This is a genomic window from Hyalangium versicolor, from assembly GCF_020103695.1.
Lineage (GTDB): Bacteria > Myxococcota > Myxococcia > Myxococcales > Myxococcaceae > Hyalangium > Hyalangium versicolor.
In genome coordinates this window covers 456,652-478,781 of the sequence record NZ_JAHXBF010000007.1, presented here as the reverse complement: position 1 = coordinate 478,781, position 22,130 = coordinate 456,652, and the positions used below count along the sequence as shown (strand labels likewise).

The window sequence follows — 22,130 nt, the reverse complement described above, 5'->3', positions numbered from 1 at the left end:
GGCGATATCTCCCAGGAATGCGCTTGAAAGGTGCGGGGGTGCCTGCTCGCATGGCCCCATGGCCCACCCGACCTCGACTCCGACCGGTCCGAGCAACCGCCTCGCGCGCGAGCCCTCGCCGTACCTGCGTCAACACGCCCACAACCCCGTGGACTGGTATCCCTGGGGCGACGAAGCCCTCTCCCGGGCTCGGGCCGAGAACAAGCCCATCTTGCTATCCGTGGGTTACTCCGCGTGCCACTGGTGCCATGTGATGGCGCACGAGTCCTTCGAGAATCCCGCCACCGCGCAGCGGATGAACGACTGGTTCATCAACATCAAGGTGGATCGCGAGGAGCGCCCGGACCTCGATCAGATCTACCAGGGTGTGGTGCAGCTCATGGGGCAGGGGGGCGGCTGGCCGCTCACGGTGTTCCTCACGCCGGACCTGCGCCCCTTCTATGGAGGCACCTACTTCCCACCGGTCGACAAGTACGGGCGGCCGGGCTTTCCCAAGTTGCTGGAGGCGCTCCACGACGCGTGGACGACTCAGCGGGAGAAGGTGCTCGAACAGGCGGGAGACTTCCACGAGGGGCTGGGCGAGCTGGCCTCCTACGGGTTGGACGCGGCCCCCACGGCGCTGTCCGTGGCGGACGTGGTGAAGATGGGCGAGCGGATGCTGCACCAGGTGGATCCGGTGAATGGCGGCTTTGGCCGCGCGCCCAAGTTCCCCAATCCCATGAATGTGTCCTTCATGCTGCGGGCATGGCGGCGCGGGGGACCGGTGGCGCTCAAGGAAGCGGTGACGCGGACGTTGGAGCGCATGGCGCTGGGCGGCATCTATGACCAGCTCGGGGGCGGCTTTCACCGGTACTCGGTGGACGAGCGATGGCTGGTGCCGCACTTCGAGAAGATGCTCTACGACAACGCTCAGCTCCTCCACCTGTACTCGGAGGCGGAACAGGTGGAGTCGCGGCCACTCTGGCGCAAGGTGGTGGAGGAGACGGTGGAGTATGTGCGGCGCGAGATGACCGACTCGCGCGGAGGCTTCTACGCCGCCCAGGACGCGGACAGCGAAGGCGAGGAGGGGAAGTTCTTCGTCTGGAAGCCGGAGGAGCTGGCGGTGCTGCCTCCCGAGCAAGCTGATCTACTGATGCGTCACTTCCGCATCACGCCCCAGGGCAACTTCGAGCACCACGCTACGGTGCTGGAGGTGGTTGTCCCCGCCGCGCAGCTCGCCCAGGAGCGTGGGCTGCCCGTGGAGGCGGTGGAGCGGGACCTGGCCGCCGCGCGCAAGGCCCTCTTCGAGCACAGGGAGAAGCGTGTGAAGCCCGGCCGGGATGACAAGCTCCTCTCGGGCTGGAACGGGTTGATGATCCGAGGGCTGGCCTTCGCCTCGCGCGTCTTCGAGCGCCCGGAGTGGGCTCGACTTGCAGCGTCCGCGGCGGACTTCGTGCTCTCGAAGATGTGGGACGGGACGCGGCTGGTGCGCTCATACGAGGAAGGCGGCAGCCGCATCGACGGCTTCCTGGAGGACTACGGGGACCTGGCGGCGGGCCTCACCGCGCTCTACCAGGCCACCTTCGAGGTGAAGTACCTGGAGGCGGCGGTGGCGCTGGGGAAGCGCGCGGTGGAGCTCTTCTGGGACGAGGAGAAGCAGGCGTACCTCTCCGCGCCCAAGGGACAGAAGGATCTGGTGGTGGCCACCTACTCCCTGTTCGACAACGCTTTTCCTTCGGGGGGCTCGACGCTCACCGAGGCGCAGGTGGCGCTTGCCGCACTCACGGGAGACAAGGCCTGGCTGGAGCTTCCCGAGCGATACATCTCGCGGATGCGCAAGCAGCTCGAGGAGAACCCCATGGGCTATGGCTACTTGGCGCTCGCGGCGGACACGTTCCTCGATGGGGCCGCGGGCGTCACCTTCTCGGGAACGCGCGAGCAGGTGGCTCCACTGCTGTCCGCCGCGAACCGAGCCTTCACGCCGGTCTTCGCGTTCGGGTGGAAGGATCCGAGCGCTCCGGTGCCTCCGCTGTTGAAGGAGATCTTCGAGGCCCGAGAGCCGGTGGGCGGCAAGGGCGCGGCCTACGTCTGCCGAGGCTTCGCTTGCGAGCGGCCGCTCACGGACGCGGGCGAGCTGAGCCAGCGTCTCCAGGCCTCGGCTCGCAGCTGAATTCCTGGCGGTTGAGATACGGAAGAGGGCGCACGTCTCCTACCTGCTGCGCCCCGATGACACGTTGAGACGTGAGCGAATCCGGGATGTCTCACGGGTCTTTCCTGTTGAGCCGTGATCGCAGGCTCGCTCTGTGGACTGAGCACGTATCCGACAGCCCTGGCGCAGGGCTTCCCTCCCTCGCAACAACGACTACTCTCTGGCCGACAACCTGTTTCAGCGCGCAAGTGTGAGAGCGGTTACAATCCGGGACGGGGGCATTTCTGCGATGAGAGTGAGCAGTGCCACGGAGGACCTGCTGGCGGCGTTCGAGGACAGCAGGGTGCTGCTCGACCGTGGCAGGCCCGTGGCTGTCTCGACGCATCATGCCGGCACGCTGGTTTTGACCAGTGGGCGCATCGTTGCGTGCAACCCGCTCACGTTGCCTCCGCGTCCCTTGCCGGGAGCCCATCTGTTGGCCTTGCTGGCGCTGGATCACCGTGAGCCGTTCTCTCGCACCGTGCGCCCGGGCCGTTACCCCGTCATCCTCAGCATCATCCGCTCGGGCCGGCTGGGCTCGGCCAACTCGCACGAGTTCATCGCCATGGCGATGGTGCGGTTCGAGGAAGAGCGCCCGGTGCGCTGGGAGATGGCGGCTCGGGGTGAGCGCAGCCCGCAGGCGCTGCGTCCCAATCAGCGCTACGGCTATCGGGCGGATCCGGACATCACCGCGTTCCTGGATGCGGACGTGGTCGAGCGTGTCTCGGACCGGAGCCGCCAGTTCATCGAGACCTTCACGGATGGAGAGTCCCCTTCTTGGTCGAGCACCGTCCTGACGCTCGATGGGAAGTCCGGGGCCAACGTCGTCGCCTTCTCGTCGGGGACGCTGGCACCGTCCTCCATGGCGCACAGTGCGTACTGTTCGTGGTGGGGGCTGGCGGAGGATGGCCGGCCGGTGTGCCTGGTGACGGATCTCCAGCACTTGGATCTGCCGCGGCCCGCGCTGCCGGATGACGCGGAGGCCCGGCTGTCGCGCGTACGCGAGCTGATGGGGCACTTGCGGTACGGCGATGCGGACATGCGGGGCCGGGCGCTGCGGGAGATTGGTGGCTACGGAGGCGAGGCGCGCGAGGCGGTGGGTGTGCTCATCGGGCGCATCCTCGCCGCCGAGAGCGATCCGGCCGAGCGCGAGTATGCCGCGGCCGCCATCGCGCGAGTCTGCGCGGAGGCTCCGGAGCAGGTGGAGTTGCTCGCACGGGCGCTGGCCACGGAAGTGAAGGGTGAGCCCCTGGCGGCGCTGCTGCGTGCGGTGGGGAGCATTGCCATCTGCTCGCGCGAGCCCCAGCGCTTCCAGCCCATCGCCGAGCGCATCCTCGGGGTGCTCATCCAGCGGCTCGAGGACGGGGACCGGAGCCTGCACGCAGCCATCAAGGGTTTCGTCTGGGATCTCGGCGAGCATCGGCCCGAGGCGTGGGAGCTGCTCGTCCGGCTGCTGCGCACGGGAGACCTGGAACTGCGCTTGTCCGCGGCGCTGCGGCTGAGCCACTCGCGTTCGCCCGTGCACCACGAGGTGGCGCTCGAGACGCTGTCCAACATCATCATTGATGAGGGGATGGACCTGGAGCTGCGCGTGGCGGCGGCCAATTCGCTGAGCGCCTTCCCGCTGCTCTCGGTGTCCGCCCGCACAGCGCTCTGGCACGCGGCCTCCAGCAAGGAGCCGCTCCTGGCGTGGTACGCGCGGGATCTCCTGCGCCATCGCGCGTGAGCCTGGGCGCTCGCCCTTCCGCCGTCCTGCTTGATTTCCCCAGTCTTTTCGCGGCATTGCTGCCGTAGGCGGGGGAGTTGCGGGAGGCTGGAAACACTTTCCGGGCAGGATCGTACGTGAGGCAGAGGATGGGGAGCCCTACGGACGAAGAGCTCATGGAACGGTTCTGCCACGGTGAACACGACGCGTTCGAGGCCTTGTTCGCCCGGCATGCCGGACGGGTACAGGGCTTCCTGGCGCGGATGGTGCGGGACGGGCCGCTCGCGGAGGACCTGCTGCAGACGACGTTCCTGTCGGTGATCCGGGCCCGAGGCCGCTACGAGCCGGGGACACCGGTGGTGCCCTGGCTGCTGACGATCGCGGCGAACGCGGCTCGGGACTCGCTGCGCCGGCACCGCCATGTGGAGGCGCTCTCGAAGGAGCGTCCGCTGGAGGTGTCGATGGCCCTGCCTGGCGTGGGGGACCCGGGCCTGCGCAAGCAACTGGAGGACGCGCTGCAGCAGCTGCCTCGGGAGCAGCGGGAGGCCGTCATCCTCAGCAAGGTGGAGGGTTGGTCCTTTGACGAGATCGCCGCGCTGCAGGGAGGCAGCGTGGGCGCGGCTCGCCTCCGGGCCCACCGTGGCTACGAGCGGCTCCGGGAGTTGCTGGGCGGACTGGTGGAGGCCTGATGAGACCCACGCTCGACAGTCTGCTCTCGCAGTCTTACCCGACGGATGCGGCTGTGCTGGGGAGGACACTGGATGCGGCTCGCCAGGAGCTGGCGCGCAACCGCACGGTGCGCCGCTGGCGCTCCCAGGCCTTCTGGGTGTTCACGAGCACGGTGGCCATGGTGGCGCTGTTGGCCTCGGTGCTGCTCGTCACGAAGCAGGTGGCGTTCTCGGCGCTGTTGAGGCGTGCGCCGCTCTTCGGGCTGTTGTGGGTCACCGGCGCGGTGTGTGCCTGGGGCGCGCTGTCGCCTCGAGGGAAGTGGCTGCGGCTGGGGGGCATCGGGCTGGCGGTGGTGAGCGCCGTCGCGCTCGTCCTCTCCCGGGGCGAGCCTCTGACGCAGCCCTCGCTCCCGGAGTGGGTCTGCACACTGAGCCATTTGAGCGTGGCGCTCGGGCCGTTGATCGTCTCGCTGCTGGCCTTGCGGAGCGCGGCGTTCCGCCCCGTGCGAGCCATGGTGGCGGGGCTCTCGGTGGGCACGACGGGCGCGCTGGTGGGGGAGCTCGCGTGTGCCCAGGGCTGGTTGCATGTGGCGGGCTACCACCTGACGGCCTGGGCGGTGGTTGCCATCGTGGAAGTGGTGGTGTCCCGGTCACTCAAGTCCAGGTCCTTCGCGCCATGATTCAAGACCCATCGCTGATCTTCTTTGAAGACGTGGACGGAGCTCCCCTGCAGGTCGGGGAGGTGGTGAGGATCGTGAACGACTCGGAGGATGGCTCCATCGGCCGGAGATTCCTGGGTCAGACGGGCGTGGTGGTGGGGTTCGTCTACGACGACCCGGAGAGCCAGTTCCCGGGAGATCCCCTGGTCCAGGTGCGTGTGCCGGGTATGGGCGAGGATCTGTTCTTCGCCGCGGAGCTCGAGAGCGTGCCTGTCAGCGAGACGCGAGTTCTCGGCGATGTGCCCGAGTCGGAATTCCTGGCTCGCGGCCCCTGGCGCTGACGTTCACTGCACGGCGGACCGTCTCGAAGCTTGGATGGAAGTCTCGGGAGACGGACGCCTGCATTCAGGTGCTGCCTGCGCGGCGGGGCTGGCTCGTTTCGTGCTGGTGGGCCCAGGGCCATGTCGGGTCCGCACGATCGCCTCGTTCGCTTTACCTTCGACCAGCCCGAGCGGGCCGCGGCGGAGCTGCGCGCCGCGTTGCCGGCCACCGTAGTTCAGCAGGTGGACTGGGCAAGCCTGAAACTGGAGTCTGGCTCGGTGGTGGACCCGGAGCTGCGGGAGACGGAGAGCGATCTGCTGTTCTCGGCTCGGCTCAGGGAAGGCAGGAAAGTGCTGTTCTACGTGCTGCTGGAGCACCAATCGACGGTGAACCGGTGGATGGCACTGCGGATGCTGCGCTACGTGGTGCGCCAGTTGGAGCACTGGCGCCGGGAGCACCCGGGGAGCAAGCGGCTCCCGGTCATCATTCCCCTGGTCATGTACCACGGGCCGGAGGGGGCCTGGAGTGCGCCTCGGCGGGTGGAAGAGCTGTTCGATGTGCCGGGTGAGCAGTCCGAGCAGTGGTTGGCGCTGGTGCCTCGATTTGAATACCTGCTGGACGACCTGACGACCCAACGGGAGGAGGAGCTGCGAGCGCGGCCTGGCCCTTCGTTGGTGCGGCTGGTGTTGCTGGCGTTGGTTTATGGACGCAGTGAGGAGCTGGCGCTGCGTCTGCCCGGTTGGAGGGTGCTCTTCTTGGATGCGCTCGGGGAACAACAGGGCATGGAGGACCTGAAGGCTGTCTTCCACTACCTGCTGCTGGTCGGGAATGAGGATGCACGGGACGCCACGGTGGACATGTTAAAGTCCGTGGCGGGCGCGCAGCAGATGGAGGAGCTGATGTCGACCTGGTTGAAGGAAAAATTCGAGAAACTGGAACAGTCGGCGAGAGCTGAGGGGCTGGCCGCAGGACGTGCTCAGGATGTTCTCCGAATCCTTGCCGTGCGAGGCCTTCCCGTGGACGACATCGCCCGCCAACGCATCTCCAACTGTAGGGACCTCGCTCTCTTGGACCGCTGGCTCGAGCGGGCCGTGAAGGCCTCCAGCGTCTCCGAGGTTCTCGCGGAACTGACCTGAACCTTCGTCCCACGCTCAGCGGCCCGAGGGAGCCGAAGGACTCGAAGTGGCAGAGGGCCTGTCGCGCACCTCCAGCACCTTGAGCTGGCCGATGAGGGGAGTGATCTCCGCGTTCCCCTCGCGGCCCACACCGAAGTGCGTGGCGTCCGCGACCACCTGATTGAACGTCGGGTCCATCTGCGTCCACTCGCCCACGTAGGCTTCGATCCACTCGTGCCAGTAGAAGGCAGGCACCCGGTCCTCGTTCACCATGTAGACCACGCCGTCCACGCGCCGGGACGGAATCCCCGCCGCGCGCAGCAGTGCCACCGTCAACAGCGAGTGCTCCGTGCAGTCGCCCTTCATCTGCCTCAGCACGTCCGAGGCCCGGTCCGCGCTCGCCCCGTAATCCTTCTGCAGGTTCGTGGCTACCCAGGTGACGATCTTCTTCGCCACCGTGTACGCATCCTTGTCCGAACCCGCCAGCTTCTTCGCCAGCTTGCGGATCTCCGCGTTGTCGCTCTCGACGATGATCGTCGCCTTCAGGTTCTCTCCACCCTCCGGGTCCGCGACAGGCAGGGCCTTGAGGCTCGTGAGCTTCGGAGCATCCGCCAGGAGCGTCACCTCCACCTTGTCCTCCGGCAGCTTCACGTACTTCTGCCGATACATGTCCTGCTGGAACTTCTCCGGAAGCCCCTGCATCACCAGCACGGCCCGGCCCGGAATGGAGCGCGCCTCCGGAGGCAACTGCCGCGGCAGTACCACCCGCGTGAGCCCGAATACCTCCACTACGTCCATCCGCTTCGCCACCGCCTCGGACTCCGCCCGTGCCTGCATCGTCTGGCCGAAGTCCACCTCCACCATGTCGCCCTCGTCGGTGACGTAGGCCGCCACTGGCACCTTCTCCTTCTCGGAGATCGTCAGCGCCTTGCCCATCCGCACCTTCACCCCGCGCACCATCCGCTCCTCGGATGGCCCCACGGTGGTCGTCACCTTGTAGCTCTCCAGGTCCGTGCCGTCCGTGATGGTCCCCTCCACCGTCGCCTTGCGGTAGAGCGCCACCCGAGCCTGGTCCGCGTCCTCCACCTTCTCCTGGCTGGCCGGCAGCGTGCGCACCTCATCCGGCTGCCCCGGACGCTTGCGCACCACGCGCAGCCCGGTGGGCGTGTGGGTCGCCTCCAGCCGCTGCTCGCCGCCATCGCCGCGCTGCTGCACCGTGAAGGACAGCAGCCGGCCTCCGGGCTTCGCCTCGTAAATGCGCTCCTCCCGGTACAGCCGCTCGGAGAGCTTGCTGCCCACCGTGGCCTTGAAGACCATCTCGTTCACGCTCAGCACCTGGTCCGTACGCCCGGGCACCAACGAGAGGTCCGTGAAGAAGTACCCCACCTTCTTGTCCATCAAATACAGCCCCAGCCACTCGCCGCCCTTGGGGCGAGGCGTCTTCAGCACGTCGGACACCTCCGACGGAGCCTTGGCGGAACCGCGAGCGGTAGGGGTGGGAGCAGGGGCCTGGGCCAGCACCGGCGCCGCGCAGAGCAGCGCGACGGACAGGCCCAGCAGGGGAGCGGCGAGGCGGGTGCGAATCATCTCCCCCTCTTAACGGATGACGCGGGGTTTTGTTCGCGGATTACAGCCGCTTGGCGAGGATGATGAGGTCATCCCCCACCTTGTAGAAGTCCCGGAACCGGGCCTCCTCGTTGTACTTCATGGACGCGTAGAAGCCGCGGGTGGGGCCATAGGCCTCCGTGGCGCTCGTCTCCACGCGGATGACCCGGGCGTTGCGCCGGCGCATGTCCGCCTCCATGCCCGAAATCAGCGACGCCCCCACGCCCTGCCCCCGCACCGTCGGGTCCGAGGCAATCCAATACAGGTCGAACGTCCCCTCCGTCATCGGCGTGGGGCCGTAGCACACGTAGCCCACCAGGGGGCCGCCCCGGTCCGCCACGAGAATGGTGTAGTCCGGGTTATTCGGCGTGAGCGCGAGATCCACCAGCTCGATGGCGCACTGGACCTCTTCCTGCGAGAAGGTTTCGATTCGTCGGATGAGCGCCGCGAGCGGCTCCCGGTCCTTTTTTTCGAGCGGACGGATTTCCATGGGTTCTCTCGAGCGCAATCTCTACCAGGCGGGCGGCCAGGGCCGGATAATCCATGCCCGCAGCCGCGGCGGCCTTGGCGAACCCGGCGTTCGGGTGGAGATCGCAGTTGGGGTTGATGTCGATGACGTAAGGTACGCCCTCGGGCGAGACGCGCAGGTCTACGCGCCCGTAGTCCAGGCAGTCCAGCGCGGTGAAGGCCTCTGTCGCCGTGCGCACCAACCGCGCCTCCAGCGCCGCGTCCTCCAGCGTGCAGGGCACCGAGGGGCTGTCCTGGCACTCGGCCGACTCCGCCTCCCACTTCGCCTTGTACGAGACGATATGAGGCCGGTTCTCGAAGGCCTTGCCGAAGCGGATCTCCGTGAGGGGCAGGGCCCGACGCGGTGCGTTGCCCAACAGGGGGACGTAGATTTCCCGTCCCGCGATGAACTGCTCCACCAGCGCGGGCTGCTGGAAGGTGCGCAGCACCTCCTCGGCCACCCGGGCCAGGCCCACCCGGTCGTGCACCACCGAGTCGAAGTCGATGCCCACGCTGGCGTCCTCGCGCGCGGGCTTCACGATGAGCGGATAGGTCAGGTCCACCGCCATCACATCTTCCAGCCGCTCCACCACGGCGAAGGGCGGGGTGGAGACGCCTCGGGCGCGCAGCAGCTCCTTGGCCTTGTTCTTGTGCAGCGCCAGGCCCAGCGAGAGGGCGGACGAGCCCGTGTACGGAATCCCGAGCAGGTCTAGCATGCAGGGGATGACCATCTCGCCCCGGCTGTCGGCGGCCAGGGACTCACAGAGGTTGATGACGAGGTCCGGCTGCACGCGCCGCAGGGTGTCCACGAAGTCCAGCCCGTCGCCCTCGATGGCGAGCGGCTCGGCCTGGGTGTCGCCCCGGGTGAGGGCCTCGGAGAGCGCGGAGGCCACGCGCATCACATCCTCGCGGGCCTCCCTTCCTGGATCGTCTTCGAGGAGGTCGTGGTCGCGGTTGTGCAGGATGACAATGTGCATTCGGATTGGGACAGAAGGGTTAGCACGTCCCCCGAGCCGATCCCAGTGCAACGCGAAGGCTTGACCGGCTGGCCGTCTGGTGTTTCTGGGGTGCTGCTCGGCAGGGGTATCCAGGAGTATGGAAAGGGAACCATGCGGATTCGCGACCCCATCCACGGCACCATCGCGGTGAGTGACCCGGAGAAGGCCATCATTGACAGCCGGCACTACCAGCGGCTGCGCCATGTACGACAGCTCGGATTCGGGGACCTGGCCTTCCCGGGAGCCACCCATACCCGGCATGCCCACTCGTTGGGAGCCATGCACGTGGCTTCGCGGCTCTTCGGAGCGGTGGCGTCGCAGGCGGAGCTGCCGGAGGAGGTGCAGTCCAGGTTCTGCACGGCGGTCCGGCTGGCGGTGCTCTGCCACGACCTGGGCCACATGCCTCTGTCCCACGCCTCGGAGCGCATCGCTCCTCCTCGGGCCTCCCTGAAGCTGCCCTCCTGGCTGGACAGCACGGCCGAGGGGCAGCAGGCCACCCACGAGGACTACACGGCGAAGATCCTCCTGGACAGCTCGCTCACGCCCCTCATCGAGGAGCACTTCGGGCCGCTGGGCATCCGCACGGATGCGGTGGTGGGGCTCATCACGGGCGCGAAGCCTCCGAAGGATCCGGGCTTCACGTACCGGGGCGTGGACTGGACGCCGCTGCTGCGCGCCCTGGTCTCCGGTGAGCTGGACGCGGACCGGATGGACTACCTGCTGCGGGACTCCTTCTACACGGGGGTCAACTATGGCCGGTACGACTTCGATTGGATCATCTCGAACCTGAACCCGGCGGTGAAGGACGGGCGCGCGTACCTGGCGCTGAGCCGGGCGGCGGCGTTCGCCTTCGAGGACTTCCTGCTCAGCCGCTACCACATGTTCGTTTCGGTCTACTACCACCACACCTCGGTGAACTTCGACCACATGCTGCGGCGCTACTACGAGGAGGCTCCCGGCGAATTCGAGATTCCCTCGGACTCGGAGGCGTTCCTGCTCTGTGACGACGCGGCGCTCTGGTACACGCTGCGCCGCTCGAAGAACCGGTGGGCCGAGCGCATCTCCACGCGGCGAGGCTTCAAGCTGCTGGCCCAGTTCACCGAGCGCGACACGGGCTACGACTTGGACGTGCTGCGCAGCGCGCTGGTGGCAGGGCAGCTCGAGCACTACGTCGTCGAGTCCCACGGCGTGCTCTCGAAGTACATCGGTGAGGGCTCGGGTCCCAGCCTCTTCATCGTGGATGTCTCCACGGGGCGGCTCACCGAGGTGGCTCGCTACACTCCGCTGTACCAGCGCTACAGTGGCTCGGTGCGGTTGACGCGGGTGTACGTGAGACCGGATCAGATCCAGACGGCGAGGGAGATGATGGCGCGGCTGCTGGGACAGGCGGTGCAGTCATGAGCGAGGCTCTTCCTGGCATGCCGCCCCCGCCGCCCCCCGCGGTGCCTCGGCCCGCGGCGGTGGTGGTGCTGTACCGGCGGGTGGGCGCGGGCGTGGAGGTGTTCTGGGTGAAGCGGGAGAAGACGCTGCGGTTCGCGGGCGGCTTCTACGCATTCCCGGGCGGCAAGGTGGACAAGGCGGATGCGCAGGTGCCTGTGCGCGGGGCCTCTGGAGAGGATGCGGCGATACTCGCGGCAGCCGCGCGCGAGCTCTTCGAGGAGACTGGCGTCCTGGTGGCCGAGGGCGCGGAGTCGCTGAGCCCGGAGCGCTTGAAGGAACTGCGACGGGCGCTCCTGGCGGACGAGCGCAAGTGGGGAGCGATGCTGGCCGAGGAGGGACTGTCGCTGCGCTCGGAGGACTTCCGTCCCGCGGGCCGGTGGATCACCCCTCCTTATATGCCGATGCGCTTCGACACTCGATTCTTCCTGGTGGAGGCCGGGCCTCACACGATGGCGGAGCTGTGGCCGGGCGAGCTGACGGAGGCCACGTGGGTGACTCCCGCGGAGGCGCTCGGACGGTGGGGGCAGGGCACGGCGCTGCTGCACTCTCCCGGGCTGTACGTGCTCGAGGTGCTGGAGAAGTTCGACACGCCCCAAGCCGTGCTCGCGCGCCTGAAGGCTCCGCCGCACTGCCCGGACTACGTGGCCACGCTCGTCGAGTTCCAGCAGGGCGTGCGGATCATCCCCATGGTGACGCCCACACTCCCTCCCGCCACGCACACCAACGGGTACGTGCTGGGCAATGGCGAGCTGCTCCTCGTGGACCCGGGCGCCGAGGATCCTGGCGAGTTCGAGAAGCTCCGGGAGTTGCTGACGATTCTCGAGGGGCAGGGGATGCGACCGGTGGCGCTCGTGCTCACGCACCATCACTGGGATCACGTGGGTGGAGCGAAGGCGGTGAAGGAGCAGCTGGGAATCCCGCTGTGGTGCCATGAGCGCACGGCGGACCGGCTGAGCGTCTCCGTGGACCGGCTGCTGAAGGACGGAGACGTGTTGGAGCTGGCCGGCAATCCGCCTCAGCGCTGGCGCGTGCTGCACACGCCAGGGCATGCGCGAGGGCACATCTGCCTCGTGGACGAGCGCAGCCGAGCGGCCGTGGTCGGAGACATGGTGGCGGGTGTCGGCACCATCGTCATCGATCCGCCCGAGGGGAACATGCGGGACTATCTGACGCAGCTCGCGCGGCTGCGAGACTGGCCCGTCACCACGATGTACCCGGCCCATGGAGGCCCCATCCCCGACGGGCCGGGCAAGCTGCAGGAGTACCTGGACCACCGCGCCGCCCGCGAAGCGCGGATCCTGGAAGCATTGCCAGCGTCCGGTGCGACGTTGGCCCAGGTGGTGGAGCGCGCGTACGCGGACACGCCGCCGTTCTTGCACCCGGTGGCTGAGCGCAGCGCTCTGGCCTCGCTGGAGAAGCTGACAGAGGAGGGGCGCGCCCGTTTCGAGCAGGGAAGCTACTTCCCCACCTGACTCCCGAGAGTGAAGGGGCTCCCCGCCGGAGGGGCGGCTTCAAGCCGAGGGGGGCCCCCTCAGCACGGCTGCCAATGCCGGAGTGGGACGGGGCTCCCGCCTGCTGTCGCGTTCCTCGAACGGGATCTGCTCGAAGGTGCCTTCGTGCCACCAGAAGAGGTTCGTTCCCAGGGACTCGGCGGCGGTGACTCGGATCTGGCCTGCGAGCGACTCCACGAACCCGGACATGGCTTGCAGGGTCGCCAGTGAGGAACCGGCGGAAATCGAATGGATCACCCAGTGATGCCAGGAAACGGGAGCCAGGATGACTCCCGGCCTTGCTTCGAGGCGCCTCAGGGCGGAGAGCACGAAGGCTCCCGTGTAGAACCCGTTGCTGACCAGCACGTCGAAGCTCTCGCCGGCGTGGACGAGCGACTGGGTGCGGACGAGCTCCTTGTCTGCGGCCGTCGCATGGTTCCGGCCGAGTTCGAAGAGTTCATCCTCCGTTTGGCCCCACGCGCGTGCCATCTCAGGAGTCACCGTCCGCTCCAGCGCACCCCCGCTGTCGAGCATCAGGACTTGCAGGAGCCCTTCGGCAAGCCGCCTCTGAACGACACTGCCTGCCGCCAGCCCGAGGGAGTTGAAATAGCTGTCGCTCAGGATCTGCAGCCGGAGGGACGAGATGTCCGTAGCGGGCGGCGCCCTGGACGGGAGCTGGAGTCCCGGCAGGTGCTCATCGATGAGCCGGTCCCAAGCGCTGGTCGCCGCGCTTGCGCAAGCCTGGGCAACCTCATTCAAGAACCACTCCGTCTCGTCAGCACCCGCCTGGAAGCGGATGCTGCCTGACCGGAGAAGGCTTGGGTCGGCGTGGATGCCCGCCGCTTCGAACCTCTGGGTGAGAAGGCGGATGAACGCGTCGAACTGGTCGCTGTCGTCAAAGCGCGACCAGGAAGGTGGACGGCTGCGGAAAAGAGATCCCCACCATCCCATCTGAGTCTCCTTCACTGACAGGCGGCACGGTCGGTCAACACGTTGAGGTGGCCCTCGGCGGTGCCCGTCAGGGACACGGCGTAGATGCCTCCGTCCCAGTTCCCGTTGTTGAAGGTGACGTTGGCGTAGGGCGCCAGCAGCGTGCCCCAGATGCCGATGCTGCTCGCGTTGAAGGTCGTGGCCTCCGGGAGGTTGTAGAGGATGCCGTGCTCATTGATGCCTCCGTTCATCGTGATGCCGAGGTTCGAGAGCGTGGCCGAGGTACCTCGGATGTTGATCAGCGCCAGCGATCCTGCGGGTGCGTTGATGTCCAACTGGTTGATGCCGTTGAGGGCGCTGGAGTTCACCTCGAAGACGTTCACTTTCGGGTTCGTGCCGCTCAAAGAGAGCAGGGTGTAGCCCCCTGACGAGCGCGTCACCGTACCGGTTGGTGTCAGGGCTGCGAGCTGGGAGGACAGGCTGCGCAGTTGCGCGAACCGCGCGTTGAAGTCGATGGGCGTGCCTCGTGCCAGGGTGCCGCGGTGGTAGGTCACTCCGCCGCCTGTGCTGTAGCTCCCACCATAGAAAGCCTCTCCCCAGACGCTGCCGTTAGAGAGTTTCAGGTTGCCTCCCGCCACCAGGAGCCGGGAGACGTTGTTGTCCGGCAGGTCCTCTCCGACCGAGAAGCTCGCCAGGGTGATGTTGCCCCCGGCCGCCACCTTGCCCTTCACGTCCATGCCTCCGCTGTAGTCCCGGAGCAGGAAGAGGGTGTAGTCGCTCAGGCGGATCTCCGCGCTCGTCACCTTGACCTGGCGCGAGGCGGTCGCCACGTGTCCCGCCCGGTCCGCCACCCGGTAGGAGACCGTGTACTGACCCGGGACCGACGTGTTCACAGTACCGGAGGTGACGATCTTCGAGGTGAGGTCGCCGTCGCACTGGTCGGAGGCCGTGGCTCCAGGATTCTGGTACGGCGCGCCGCACAACAGTGACTGCGGGCTGGGCCCTTTGAGGGTGAGACTCGGACCGAGCGTGTCCACCACCGAGACCGTGAGGATGGCGGGTTCGGAGTGGTTGCCGGCGGCGTCTGTCGCCAAGTAGGTCAACGTATAGCCCGGGTTGCTGCGCGGCTCTCCCAGGTTCACCGAGCCGCTCACGGTGATGCTGCTCGGAGGCAGGGGGCCTTCGCAGCGATCGCTCGCCGTTGCCGCCGGTGGGGTGAACGTCGCCCCTGCGGTGCACTCCACGGACATGTCCGGAGGTCCGTTGAGGACCAGGGTCGGCGCGATCTGGTCCTCCACCGTGACGACTCCCGTGCAGCTCGAGGTGTGGTTCGCGCGATCGATACACGTCAGCGTGACGGTTGTCGTGCCGATGGCATAGGGCGTTGCTGGAGTCTGGGTGCAGCTCACCAGGTCTCCGTCCGGATCGCTGGAGCCCGCGTTGATGTCAGCGGCGACGCCACAGGTCGCCGTCGCGACAACCGTGACGTCCCGGCAGAGGGCAACCGGCGACTGAGGGGGGTTCTGTGTGGGCGGGAGCTTGCAGAACGAGGAGCACTTCCCGATGTTCGCGTTGGCGTCTCCCGTGCGGCCGTTGCGGATACCTTCGTCACACTCCTCCCCATAGAGCGGGTCCACCACACCGTCCCCGCACCAGTGGTCCTTGCATGACCACGAGCAGGTCTGCGACGCCGGTTGATCTGGGAGCGCGGGAGAGCCATTGAGCTGATCGCCCAGATCGCACTCCTCACCCGTCATGGGATCGGGAGTGCCGCACCCCGCGCTCTGGGCCGCCGCGCCTCGCACGACGAGGTAGGGAGTGCCCACCACGGGCTGCGCCTCTCCCTGACTGAAGTCCGAGTAGGTGTGCTCGCCGGGAATGGGCTTGCCTGTCGAACTCCTCGCGAGCGTCGCGAAGGCGAACGTGTGGTCCGGGTAGGCGGTGAACACCGAGCGCGCGGCGCACCCGGCTCCGGGCAGCAATTCGTCCGGCAGGTCGTCCGAGAGCGTGGAGGGGGTCATCTGGAACATGTGCCCGCTGTCCGCGCAGCCTGGGACCCCCGCCACCCGGAACGAACCGAAGGGCTCCAGCAGCGGCACGGCCGTGTCCGCCGGGGCGCTCTGATAGGCGCAGCCCAGGGCGATGTACATGCCGGTCAGATACTGGGGAGAGTCGAGCACGAAGTGGATCGCGTTCTCGACCAGGTTCTCGGTGTCGTTGGCGGTCGGGTCCGTCGAGAGAATCGCGACGTTGCCATCGACGATCATCCCCCAGGTGGTGCGGCTGTCGATGGCCGCCTGGAACGCCGCCGTTCCGCTCTGGCAGGCGGCATCGCCGATGATGAGGGCTCGGTAGGCCATGAACTGCTCGGCCGACATCGAGCGCCATCGCTCGGGGGTGACGATGTTGACCTCTGACCCGTAGAAGCGGGCTGCGGCCACCGCCTCGCGGCTCTGGAGTCCTCCGCTGATGCTACTGCCGAGGATTAGCACTTTGTTTGTGCTTCGGCTGAACGGCTCGACAGCCTTTTCTCCACAGGAGACAACAGCCAGCGCGAGCATGGAGGGCAGTGCTCGCCAGAGGCGACTCGGTGCCATGTTCTGGCCCTTTGGTTTGGATGCGGACCCCGACAGCCCGCCTGGGGTTCGCATGATACTCGACAATCGTGAGTGTGTTCTGCCGGAAGGAGAGGATGCGATGAACCCAGAGTCCTGGACCGCCGTCGACGACTATCTCGTGAGCTCGCTGGTCGAAGCCGATCCGATCCTGGAGCAGGCCCTGGCGGATAGCCATGCCGCGGGCCTGCCCTCAATCAACGTGGCGCCGAACCAGGGCAAGCTCCTGCACCTCCTGGTGCGGATGATCGGCGCGAAACGCATCCTCGAGGTCGGCACACTGGGCGGGTATTCGACGATCTGGCTCGCGCGGGCCCTCCCACCGGAAGGGCGGGTCATCACCCTGGAGTACGAACCTCGGCACGCCGAGGTGGCACACAAGAACCTGGCGCGGGCCGGGCTGTCAGGACAGGTGGAGGTGCAGGTCGGCCGCGCCATCGATCTCCTGCCGAAGCTGGAGCCCGCGGCGCCGTTCGACTTCGTCTTCATCGACGCGGACAAGCCCAGCAACCCCGACTACTTCGCCTGGGCGCTGAAGCTCACCCGGCCTGGCAGCGTGATCGTCGTGGACAATGTGGTCCGCTCGGGCGCCGTGGTGGAGCCCCAGGGGAATGCGACGGTGCAGGGCATCCGCCGCATGATGGAGATGATTGCCGCGGAGCCGCGCGTCACCGCCACGGCCATCCAAACGGTCGGCTCCAAGGGGTGGGACGGCTTCTGCCTGATTCGCGTGGTGGGCTGACGCCGGTCAGTTCTTCTTGCGCTTCGCCGCGGCCCTCTTGGCCGCCACGCTGCGTTGGACCGACTTGCGCTGGCGGGTGGCGGCCGCCTTCTTCGCCGCGCGCGAGCGTTGGGTGGGGGTTCGCGAGGCCTGGCTGCGTTGGCCTCCGCGACGAGATGCTTGATGGGTCTCTGGCTGCCCGTAGCCCGAGCCACCAGGCTTCTCGCCGCCGTGAGACTCCGCGTTCACCGTGGCCCAGGCGCGGCGCTTCGCCTCTCGCTCACCCGTTCCTCGCTCGACATAGCCATCGGCGATGTGCTCGGCGCGACGCTTCTGTTTATCCGTGTACTTGCTCTTGTCTCCACGAGGCATGTTGCTCTCCTTGGAGGCAAGGTCTGCATTGGCAGCCCTGCTGTGCAAGCGGAGCCCCAGGCCCACCCAGCCTGGAGAGGAGGCCAGCGAGCATCGGGGAGTGGTCAAGGTGAGGGCTCCGCGCCCGTGAGGGCCTGCACGACACGGCTGGCAGCCCGGCCTGGCCGTACGCCGGAACGGTGATGCAGGTACGGGTGGAAGAGGTGCGTGGCGCCACGGGTGAGCTTCAACGCCTTGAGCTCTCCCCGGCGCAGCTCGCGGGCCATGAGGTGCTCCGGCAGCCAGCCATAGCCCAGCCCCTCGAGGATGGCGGTCTTCTTGGCGGCGAAGTCATTGAGGTGCACCGTGGAGCGGCCTTCCAGTGCTCCGGTGCTGAGCTGGAGCCGGGGATCCGAGCCGTGCACCGTGAGGAGCAGGTGCCGGGCCAGATCCTCGTTCTTCAGGGGGCCTCGCTGGGTGGCCAGTGGATGGGAGCGGTGGGCCACGAGGACCGCCTTCAGGTCCGGCAGCTTGTAGGAGCGCAGGTCTGGCAGGGTCGGCGGGAGCAGGGACACCATCAGGTCCGCCTCGTCCCGGAGGAACGCCGCTTCGACTCCGGTGAGGAACTCCGCCGAGACGTGGAAGCGGGTGCTCGCGCCTTCGGCTCTGAGCTGCTTCACCACCCGCAGGAGCGGTTCGGCCGGGAAGATGCCGTCGAAGAGGATGCGCAGGGTGGGCTCCCAGCCCGTGCGGATCTCCGCGCAGGTGGCCTCCAGCTCCCGTTCGACCGCCAGGAGCTTGCGGCAGTGCTCGAGTACCCGCTCGCCCGCAGGCGTCAGGCGGGTTCGATAGCCGCGCCGATCCAGCAACACGAGTTCGGTCTGCTCCTCCAGCGTGCGCAGCGCGTAGAGCACGGCGGTGTGCCCCTTGCGCAGCGTCTTGGCCGCGGCGGCGAACGTGCCATGTGCGGCCAGTGCATCGAGGGCACGGGCCTGCTCCAGGGTGAGATTCATGGGGAGATTGTGCATCCCGCTGACAATCTCTGGCAGTGCTTTGTGCTTTCTTCAGTCCAGGCCCGTTCCTAGCTTGCAGGGAGAACGGACGTCCCGGACGGAGACAGCACGGATGAGCCTCAACCCTGTAGGCCTGCAAGGCATCGACTTCATCGAGTTCGCGTCGCCCGAGCCGGAGCGGCTCGACCGCCTCTTCCGGGCCTTCGGTTTCTCGAAGACCCTGCACCACCCTGGCCGCCGCATCGACCTGTACGAGCAGGGGGAGATCCGGCTGTTGCTCAACCGGGGCAGTGCCTTGTTCGCCTCGGGCTTCGCCTCGCTGCACGGTCCTTCCATCTGCGCCATGGGCTGGCGCGTGCATGACGGCCGCAAGGCTCAGGAGGCGGCGGTGGCTCGCGGGGCTCGCTCGCGGACCGAGGGTGACCTCTTCTTCCGAGAGGGGAAGCCGGTGCCCGCTGTCTACGGAATCGGCGAGAGCCTCATCTATCTGATGGAGGGCGCCACGGCTCCGGACAAGTGGGAGCGGCTCGGCTTCGTCCCGCACCCAGAGCCCGTGCGTGTGCCCTCCAAGGGCTTCACGCTCCTGGATCACCTGACCAACAACGTGGAGAAGGGGACGATGGGACGGTGGGCCTCCTTCTACAAAGACATCTTCGGCTTCACCGAGGTCCGGTACTTCGACATCCGGGGCGTCAAGACGGGACTCACCTCGTATGCGCTGCGCTCTCCCTGCGGCACGTTCTGTATCCCCATCAACGAGGCGGACGAGAAGAAGAGCCAGATCAACGAGTACCTCGAGGAGTACAAGGGGCCGGGCGTCCAGCACCTGGCGTTCCTCACGAACGACATCCTCGGCTCGCTGCGCGCCCTGGAGGGCACGGGCATCGAGATGCTCGACATGGATGATGACTACTACCGCGAGGTCTTCGAACGCGTTCCACAGGTGACCGAGGACCGCGCGGAGATCCGCCGCCGTCAGGTGCTCGTGGATGGCGATGAGGAGGGGTACCTTCTGCAGATCTTCACCAAGAACATCATCGGTCCCATCTTCATCGAGATCATCCAGCGCAAGAACCACCTCTCGTTCGGAGAGGGGAACTTCTCCGCGCTGTTCCGCTCCATCGAGCGGGACCAGACCCGGCGCGGAGTGTTCGACGAGGCGCGGAGCGCAACAGCGCCTCGTCGATGAGGAATGGACTCAGGCGCTCTCGGCCTGTGCGTGAGAGCCCTGCCGTCCCATCCGGCCCCAGGCGTATAGCCCCAGCGACGTGGTGGCGAGGATGACGAGCCCCGCCCAGCCATGTGCTGCCGTGCTCTCGATCCATGGTCCCAGGGGCGAGCTGACCCCGAGCGCGCGTTCGAGCACCCACCCACACGCGGCAGCACCGGCCACCGTTGCGCCCGTGATGCGCAGGACGGTGAATCCGGGTGCGCGGCTCCAGAGCAACAGCCACGGCAGCACGAGCATCACCACCGCGGCCTGCATCGCCTCGATGCCCAGGTTGAAGCCCAGGATGCTCGATGCCAGCGCCCACGAGTCGAATCCCAGGTCCGCGAGCACCGTCGCGAACGCGAGGCCATGCACCAGCCCGAATGCCGCGGACACCCAGGGCTCTCGGCCCGGGAAGATTGGCCGCACGGAATGCACCGCCGACACGAGGATGCTCACCGCGATGAGCACCTCCACGGGTTGACTGGGCAGGCGGAGCACTCCCAGCGCGGCGGCCGCCAGCGTGATCGAGTGGCCCGCGGTGAAGGCCGTCACTACCCCGAGGATCCGGCTGAGGCTCGAGCGCAGGCGGTCCCGCTCTCCCCAGCTCCCCGCGCGCGCTAGCAGAGGCGCGGGCAGCAACAGCACGAGCAGGAAGAGCAGGTGGTCCGTCCCCTCGGCGATGTGGCGCGTGCCCAGCAGGAAGACCGCTCGGAATCCCTTCCACCAGGAGCCCTGCGTCCGATCGAGGGCCAGTGACGGGGCTTGAGCGCTCACCGAGCCCACCATCTCCTGATTCTCCCCGAAGAGTCCGTGGTGGAAGTCGCGCCGCACCGACACCAGCGCCCGGTGGTTCATCACCTCGTGCATCACGACCGTGTCGGTGAGGGTGAACACACGCGACGAGGCTCCCGACGGAGGCCGGAGCGTCACATGGGCCACCAGGCACTCTCCGTCCTCCACGTGCTGTACGCCCACGGCCCCTACCTCCACCGAGAACGGACGTCCGTCGGGTGTGCTGGCCCCGAGGTGCTCCCGGAAGTAGCCCGGCAGCTCGGCCTCGCGCTGGCGGATCACGTCCTCGGGTACCGCGGTGAAGGACCGCGTCAGCGCGAGCGACAGTTGATCCAGGGGCACCTGGATCTCGGCTTCCACGGCGTGCTCCCCGACGTCGAGGATCACGGCCGTGTTGCGCACGAGATGGGCTCGGGCAGCCATCCCTACGAGGAGCAGCGCGAGCCCCAACACTCGCGCCCCGCTCCTCGCTGGGCTTTTGGAGGAAAGGCCGCTCATTGCCTCAGCTCGTCACCGTAGTCGGTGAGCTTGTCGCGGTAGATGGTGTGGTAGTGCGTGGCGCCGCGGATGACGACGCCTCCCTGGCATGCCACCTCGATCCACACGCGCGGCCCGTCGATGCGCATATAGGTGCCATTGACGTCCACGTTGGGCCCCGCGGCCTGATCGCCGCCCCAGGCCACGTAGGTATGCGCGTAGGCCTCCTGCGAGGTGTAGGCCGCCACGAGCGAATCGGATATCGCAGGTGCGAAGTCGCTCGCCCATTTCCGGATGGCCGCGGTCACCAGCGCCTGCTGGCTCTCGGACAGGCTGGAGACGAGCACACCCGCCTGGGTGGGGAAGACCACCTTTGAGTAGCTCCCACTCTGGTACTCCACGGGCCCCAGCACCACGTCGGAGAACGTGCCCGTCAGGTAGGCATTGGCCAACTGTGTAGCGTCGAGCGAGCCATACAAGGCGATCATCGCGTCGCCATCGTCGGCCAGGGGCGCGTAGGTGCTGCCATCGAGTGTGAAGGCCGTCTTGGGTTCCGAGCCGAGATGGTAGGGCGTCGGGTAACCCGTACCGTTGAGGAACGTCACGTTGTAGGCCATGTGGTGGCCACCAATCTGGAGCATCCAACTGCCCGTGGCGGACGGCGTGCCGATGAACGCGATGACGTAGTTGGCCGAGGAGTACGCGAGGACGACGCCACCGCCCATGCCGCCATCTCCACCGTTCGGCGGTCCCATACCTCCATCTCCGCCGTTCGGCGGTCCCATGCCGCCATCTCCACCGTTCGGCGGTCCCATGCCGCCATCTCCGCCACCCGCGCCGCCGACGCTGTTGAGGTAGTCATCCGCCGCGAAGACGCCTGTCATGTCCGAATAGCCCTCGCTGGAGAGCACGAGCGAGGCGAGGTGCAGTGCCGCCGCCTTGCTCGCGGCGCTCAGCGAACCAAACTTCAACCCGTTGCGATTGACGCCGGGCAGGTTGCTCCAGCGCGTCTTGGCCACCTGGTCCGTCCAGGAGAGGAGGACCGTGGTCTTCTCTGCCTCCGTCAGCGTGGCGAGGAACGCGTTGGACGCGCAGACCACCTGCTCGATGTGAGTCCCGGCGGTCGTGCAGTCCGTGGGCTCCTGCGTCCCCCCATCGGTACCGGCGTCAGTCTCGACTCCTGCATCCGGCGTGGGAGTCGTGTCCGGATCATCACTGCAGGCCCAGAGGGCCAGGAAGAGACAGCTCGCACCAATCCCCATCCATTGAACTGCAAATCGCTGCATGGTTCGCTCCAAGAAGGCAGGTAAGCCTCCCTCCATGCTGCGACTCTGCTCGCGAGT

At 67.4% G+C, this 22,130-nt stretch carries 19 protein-coding genes; 10 read left to right on the top strand and 9 right to left on the bottom strand.

The annotated features are described in order from the left end of the window. The first annotated feature begins 58 nt into the window (after window positions 1-58). The 6 genes from KY501_RS17685 to KY501_RS17660 all read left to right on the top strand — a co-directional run bounded on the left by KY501_RS17685 (window position 59) and on the right by KY501_RS17660 (window position 6,656). The gene (locus KY501_RS17685) at window positions 59-2,149 is read left to right on the top strand and encodes a thioredoxin domain-containing protein (protein ID WP_224364345.1); all 2,091 of its coding nucleotides are present in this window, start codon (window positions 59-61) and stop codon (window positions 2,147-2,149) included. Between the two features lie 268 nt (window positions 2,150-2,417). Next, complete coding sequence (locus tag KY501_RS17680) at window positions 2,418-3,893, top strand: DUF4241 domain-containing protein (protein WP_224364344.1); 1,476 nt, start codon at window positions 2,418-2,420, stop codon at window positions 3,891-3,893. 128 nt (window positions 3,894-4,021) lie between these two features. Further along, window positions 4,022-4,561: an RNA polymerase sigma factor gene (locus KY501_RS17675; protein ID WP_224364359.1), complete on the top strand. Its 540-nt coding sequence runs from the start codon at window positions 4,022-4,024 to the stop codon at window positions 4,559-4,561. After that, window positions 4,561-5,220: a DUF1109 domain-containing protein gene (locus tag KY501_RS17670; RefSeq protein WP_224364343.1), complete on the top strand. Its 660-nt coding sequence runs from the start codon at window positions 4,561-4,563 to the stop codon at window positions 5,218-5,220. The genes KY501_RS17675 and KY501_RS17670 overlap by 1 nt, the downstream gene beginning before the upstream one ends. Then, the gene (locus tag KY501_RS17665) at window positions 5,217-5,540 is read left to right on the top strand and encodes a Carotenogenesis protein CarS (RefSeq protein WP_224364342.1); all 324 of its coding nucleotides are present in this window, start codon (window positions 5,217-5,219) and stop codon (window positions 5,538-5,540) included. The genes KY501_RS17670 and KY501_RS17665 overlap by 4 nt, the downstream gene beginning before the upstream one ends. A 120-nt stretch (window positions 5,541-5,660) precedes the next feature. Next, on the top strand, window positions 5,661-6,656 hold the full coding sequence (locus tag KY501_RS17660; protein WP_224364341.1) for an Rpn family recombination-promoting nuclease/putative transposase: 996 nt from the start codon (window positions 5,661-5,663) through the stop codon (window positions 6,654-6,656). A 15-nt stretch (window positions 6,657-6,671) separates the two neighbouring features. On the opposite strand, the gene KY501_RS17655 is transcribed toward KY501_RS17660, so the two are convergent. From KY501_RS17655 to KY501_RS17645, 3 genes are read right to left on the bottom strand one after another with little or no spacing between them, the layout of a single operon-like run. After that, on the bottom strand, window positions 6,672-8,222 hold the full coding sequence (locus KY501_RS17655) for a transglutaminase-like domain-containing protein (protein ID WP_224364340.1): 1,551 nt from the start codon (window positions 8,220-8,222) through the stop codon (window positions 6,672-6,674). 40 nt (window positions 8,223-8,262) lie between these two features. Further along, complete coding sequence (locus KY501_RS17650; RefSeq protein ID WP_224364339.1) at window positions 8,263-8,625, bottom strand: GNAT family N-acetyltransferase; 363 nt, start codon at window positions 8,623-8,625, stop codon at window positions 8,263-8,265. Continuing rightward, a complete protein-coding gene (locus KY501_RS17645; protein ID WP_224364338.1) occupies window positions 8,600-9,724 on the bottom strand; it encodes a D-alanine--D-alanine ligase family protein in 1,125 nt (374 codons plus the stop codon). The genes KY501_RS17650 and KY501_RS17645 overlap by 26 nt, the downstream gene beginning before the upstream one ends. Window positions 9,725-9,856: 132 nt before the next feature. Between KY501_RS17645 and KY501_RS17640 the strand changes: the two genes are divergently transcribed. After that, window positions 9,857-11,146: an HD domain-containing protein gene (locus tag KY501_RS17640; RefSeq protein ID WP_224364337.1), complete on the top strand. Its 1,290-nt coding sequence runs from the start codon at window positions 9,857-9,859 to the stop codon at window positions 11,144-11,146. Then, complete coding sequence (locus KY501_RS17635; protein ID WP_224364336.1) at window positions 11,143-12,657, top strand: MBL fold metallo-hydrolase; 1,515 nt, start codon at window positions 11,143-11,145, stop codon at window positions 12,655-12,657. The genes KY501_RS17640 and KY501_RS17635 overlap by 4 nt, the downstream gene beginning before the upstream one ends. A gap of 39 nt (window positions 12,658-12,696) precedes the next feature. On the opposite strand, the gene KY501_RS17630 is transcribed toward KY501_RS17635, so the two are convergent. Together KY501_RS17630 and KY501_RS17625 are read right to left on the bottom strand one after the other, a co-directional pair. Further along, window positions 12,697-13,626 carry a hypothetical protein gene (locus KY501_RS17630; protein ID WP_224364335.1) on the bottom strand — a complete coding sequence of 310 codons (930 nt, stop codon included), beginning with the start codon at window positions 13,624-13,626 and terminating at the stop codon, window positions 12,697-12,699. A gap of 11 nt (window positions 13,627-13,637) precedes the next feature. Then, the gene (locus KY501_RS17625; RefSeq protein ID WP_224364334.1) at window positions 13,638-16,202 is read right to left on the bottom strand and encodes a choice-of-anchor A family protein; all 2,565 of its coding nucleotides are present in this window, start codon (window positions 16,200-16,202) and stop codon (window positions 13,638-13,640) included. Window positions 16,203-16,302: 100 nt separating this feature from the next. Here KY501_RS17625 and KY501_RS17620 point away from each other — a divergent pair, with 100 nt between their 5' ends. Next, window positions 16,303-16,962: an O-methyltransferase gene (locus KY501_RS17620; RefSeq protein ID WP_224364333.1), complete on the top strand. Its 660-nt coding sequence runs from the start codon at window positions 16,303-16,305 to the stop codon at window positions 16,960-16,962. Between the two features lie 6 nt (window positions 16,963-16,968). On the opposite strand, the gene KY501_RS17615 is transcribed toward KY501_RS17620, so the two are convergent. Both KY501_RS17615 and KY501_RS17610 read right to left on the bottom strand, forming a co-directional pair. After that, window positions 16,969-17,313 (bottom strand): plasmid stabilization protein, encoded by a 345-nt coding sequence (locus KY501_RS17615; protein WP_224364332.1) that lies wholly within the window; start codon window positions 17,311-17,313, stop codon window positions 16,969-16,971. A gap of 104 nt (window positions 17,314-17,417) precedes the next feature. After that, window positions 17,418-18,305 carry a LysR family transcriptional regulator gene (locus KY501_RS17610; protein WP_224364331.1) on the bottom strand — a complete coding sequence of 296 codons (888 nt, stop codon included), beginning with the start codon at window positions 18,303-18,305 and terminating at the stop codon, window positions 17,418-17,420. A 112-nt stretch (window positions 18,306-18,417) separates the two neighbouring features. Between KY501_RS17610 and hppD the strand changes: the two genes are divergently transcribed. Then, entirely contained in the window at window positions 18,418-19,494 is a 1,077-nt protein-coding gene (hppD, locus tag KY501_RS17605; RefSeq protein ID WP_224364330.1) for a 4-hydroxyphenylpyruvate dioxygenase, read from the top strand. A gap of 9 nt (window positions 19,495-19,503) precedes the next feature. Here the strand turns inward: hppD and KY501_RS17600 are convergent, their stop codons facing one another. Together KY501_RS17600 and KY501_RS17595 are read right to left on the bottom strand one after the other, a co-directional pair. Continuing rightward, the gene (locus tag KY501_RS17600) at window positions 19,504-20,763 is read right to left on the bottom strand and encodes a HupE/UreJ family protein (RefSeq protein ID WP_224364329.1); all 1,260 of its coding nucleotides are present in this window, start codon (window positions 20,761-20,763) and stop codon (window positions 19,504-19,506) included. Window positions 20,764-20,804: 41 nt separating this feature from the next. Then, entirely contained in the window at window positions 20,805-22,073 is a 1,269-nt protein-coding gene (locus KY501_RS17595) for a DUF3500 domain-containing protein (protein ID WP_224364328.1), read from the bottom strand. Window positions 22,074-22,130 lie beyond the last annotated feature (57 nt).

Coding starts and splice junctions, on each gene's coding strand:
- KY501_RS17685 (WP_224364345.1), top strand. CDS start 59: ATGGCCCACCCGACCTCGACTCCGACCGGTCCGAGCAACCGCCTCGCG.
- KY501_RS17680 (WP_224364344.1), top strand. CDS start 2,418: ATGAGAGTGAGCAGTGCCACGGAGGACCTGCTGGCGGCGTTCGAGGAC.
- KY501_RS17675 (WP_224364359.1), top strand. CDS start 4,022: ATGGGGAGCCCTACGGACGAAGAGCTCATGGAACGGTTCTGCCACGGT.
- KY501_RS17670 (WP_224364343.1), top strand. CDS start 4,561: ATGAGACCCACGCTCGACAGTCTGCTCTCGCAGTCTTACCCGACGGAT.
- KY501_RS17665 (WP_224364342.1), top strand. CDS start 5,217: ATGATTCAAGACCCATCGCTGATCTTCTTTGAAGACGTGGACGGAGCT.
- KY501_RS17660 (WP_224364341.1), top strand. CDS start 5,661: ATGTCGGGTCCGCACGATCGCCTCGTTCGCTTTACCTTCGACCAGCCC.
- KY501_RS17655 (WP_224364340.1), bottom strand. CDS start 8,222: ATGATTCGCACCCGCCTCGCCGCTCCCCTGCTGGGCCTGTCCGTCGCG.
- KY501_RS17645 (WP_224364338.1), bottom strand. CDS start 9,724: ATGCACATTGTCATCCTGCACAACCGCGACCACGACCTCCTCGAAGAC.
- KY501_RS17640 (WP_224364337.1), top strand. CDS start 9,857: ATGCGGATTCGCGACCCCATCCACGGCACCATCGCGGTGAGTGACCCG.
- KY501_RS17635 (WP_224364336.1), top strand. CDS start 11,143: ATGAGCGAGGCTCTTCCTGGCATGCCGCCCCCGCCGCCCCCCGCGGTG.
- KY501_RS17630 (WP_224364335.1), bottom strand. CDS start 13,626: ATGGGATGGTGGGGATCTCTTTTCCGCAGCCGTCCACCTTCCTGGTCG.
- KY501_RS17625 (WP_224364334.1), bottom strand. CDS start 16,202: ATGGCACCGAGTCGCCTCTGGCGAGCACTGCCCTCCATGCTCGCGCTG.
- KY501_RS17620 (WP_224364333.1), top strand. CDS start 16,303: ATGAACCCAGAGTCCTGGACCGCCGTCGACGACTATCTCGTGAGCTCG.
- KY501_RS17615 (WP_224364332.1), bottom strand. CDS start 17,313: ATGCCTCGTGGAGACAAGAGCAAGTACACGGATAAACAGAAGCGTCGC.
- KY501_RS17610 (WP_224364331.1), bottom strand. CDS start 18,305: ATGAATCTCACCCTGGAGCAGGCCCGTGCCCTCGATGCACTGGCCGCA.
- hppD (WP_224364330.1), top strand. CDS start 18,418: ATGAGCCTCAACCCTGTAGGCCTGCAAGGCATCGACTTCATCGAGTTC.
- KY501_RS17595 (WP_224364328.1), bottom strand. CDS start 22,073: ATGCAGCGATTTGCAGTTCAATGGATGGGGATTGGTGCGAGCTGTCTC.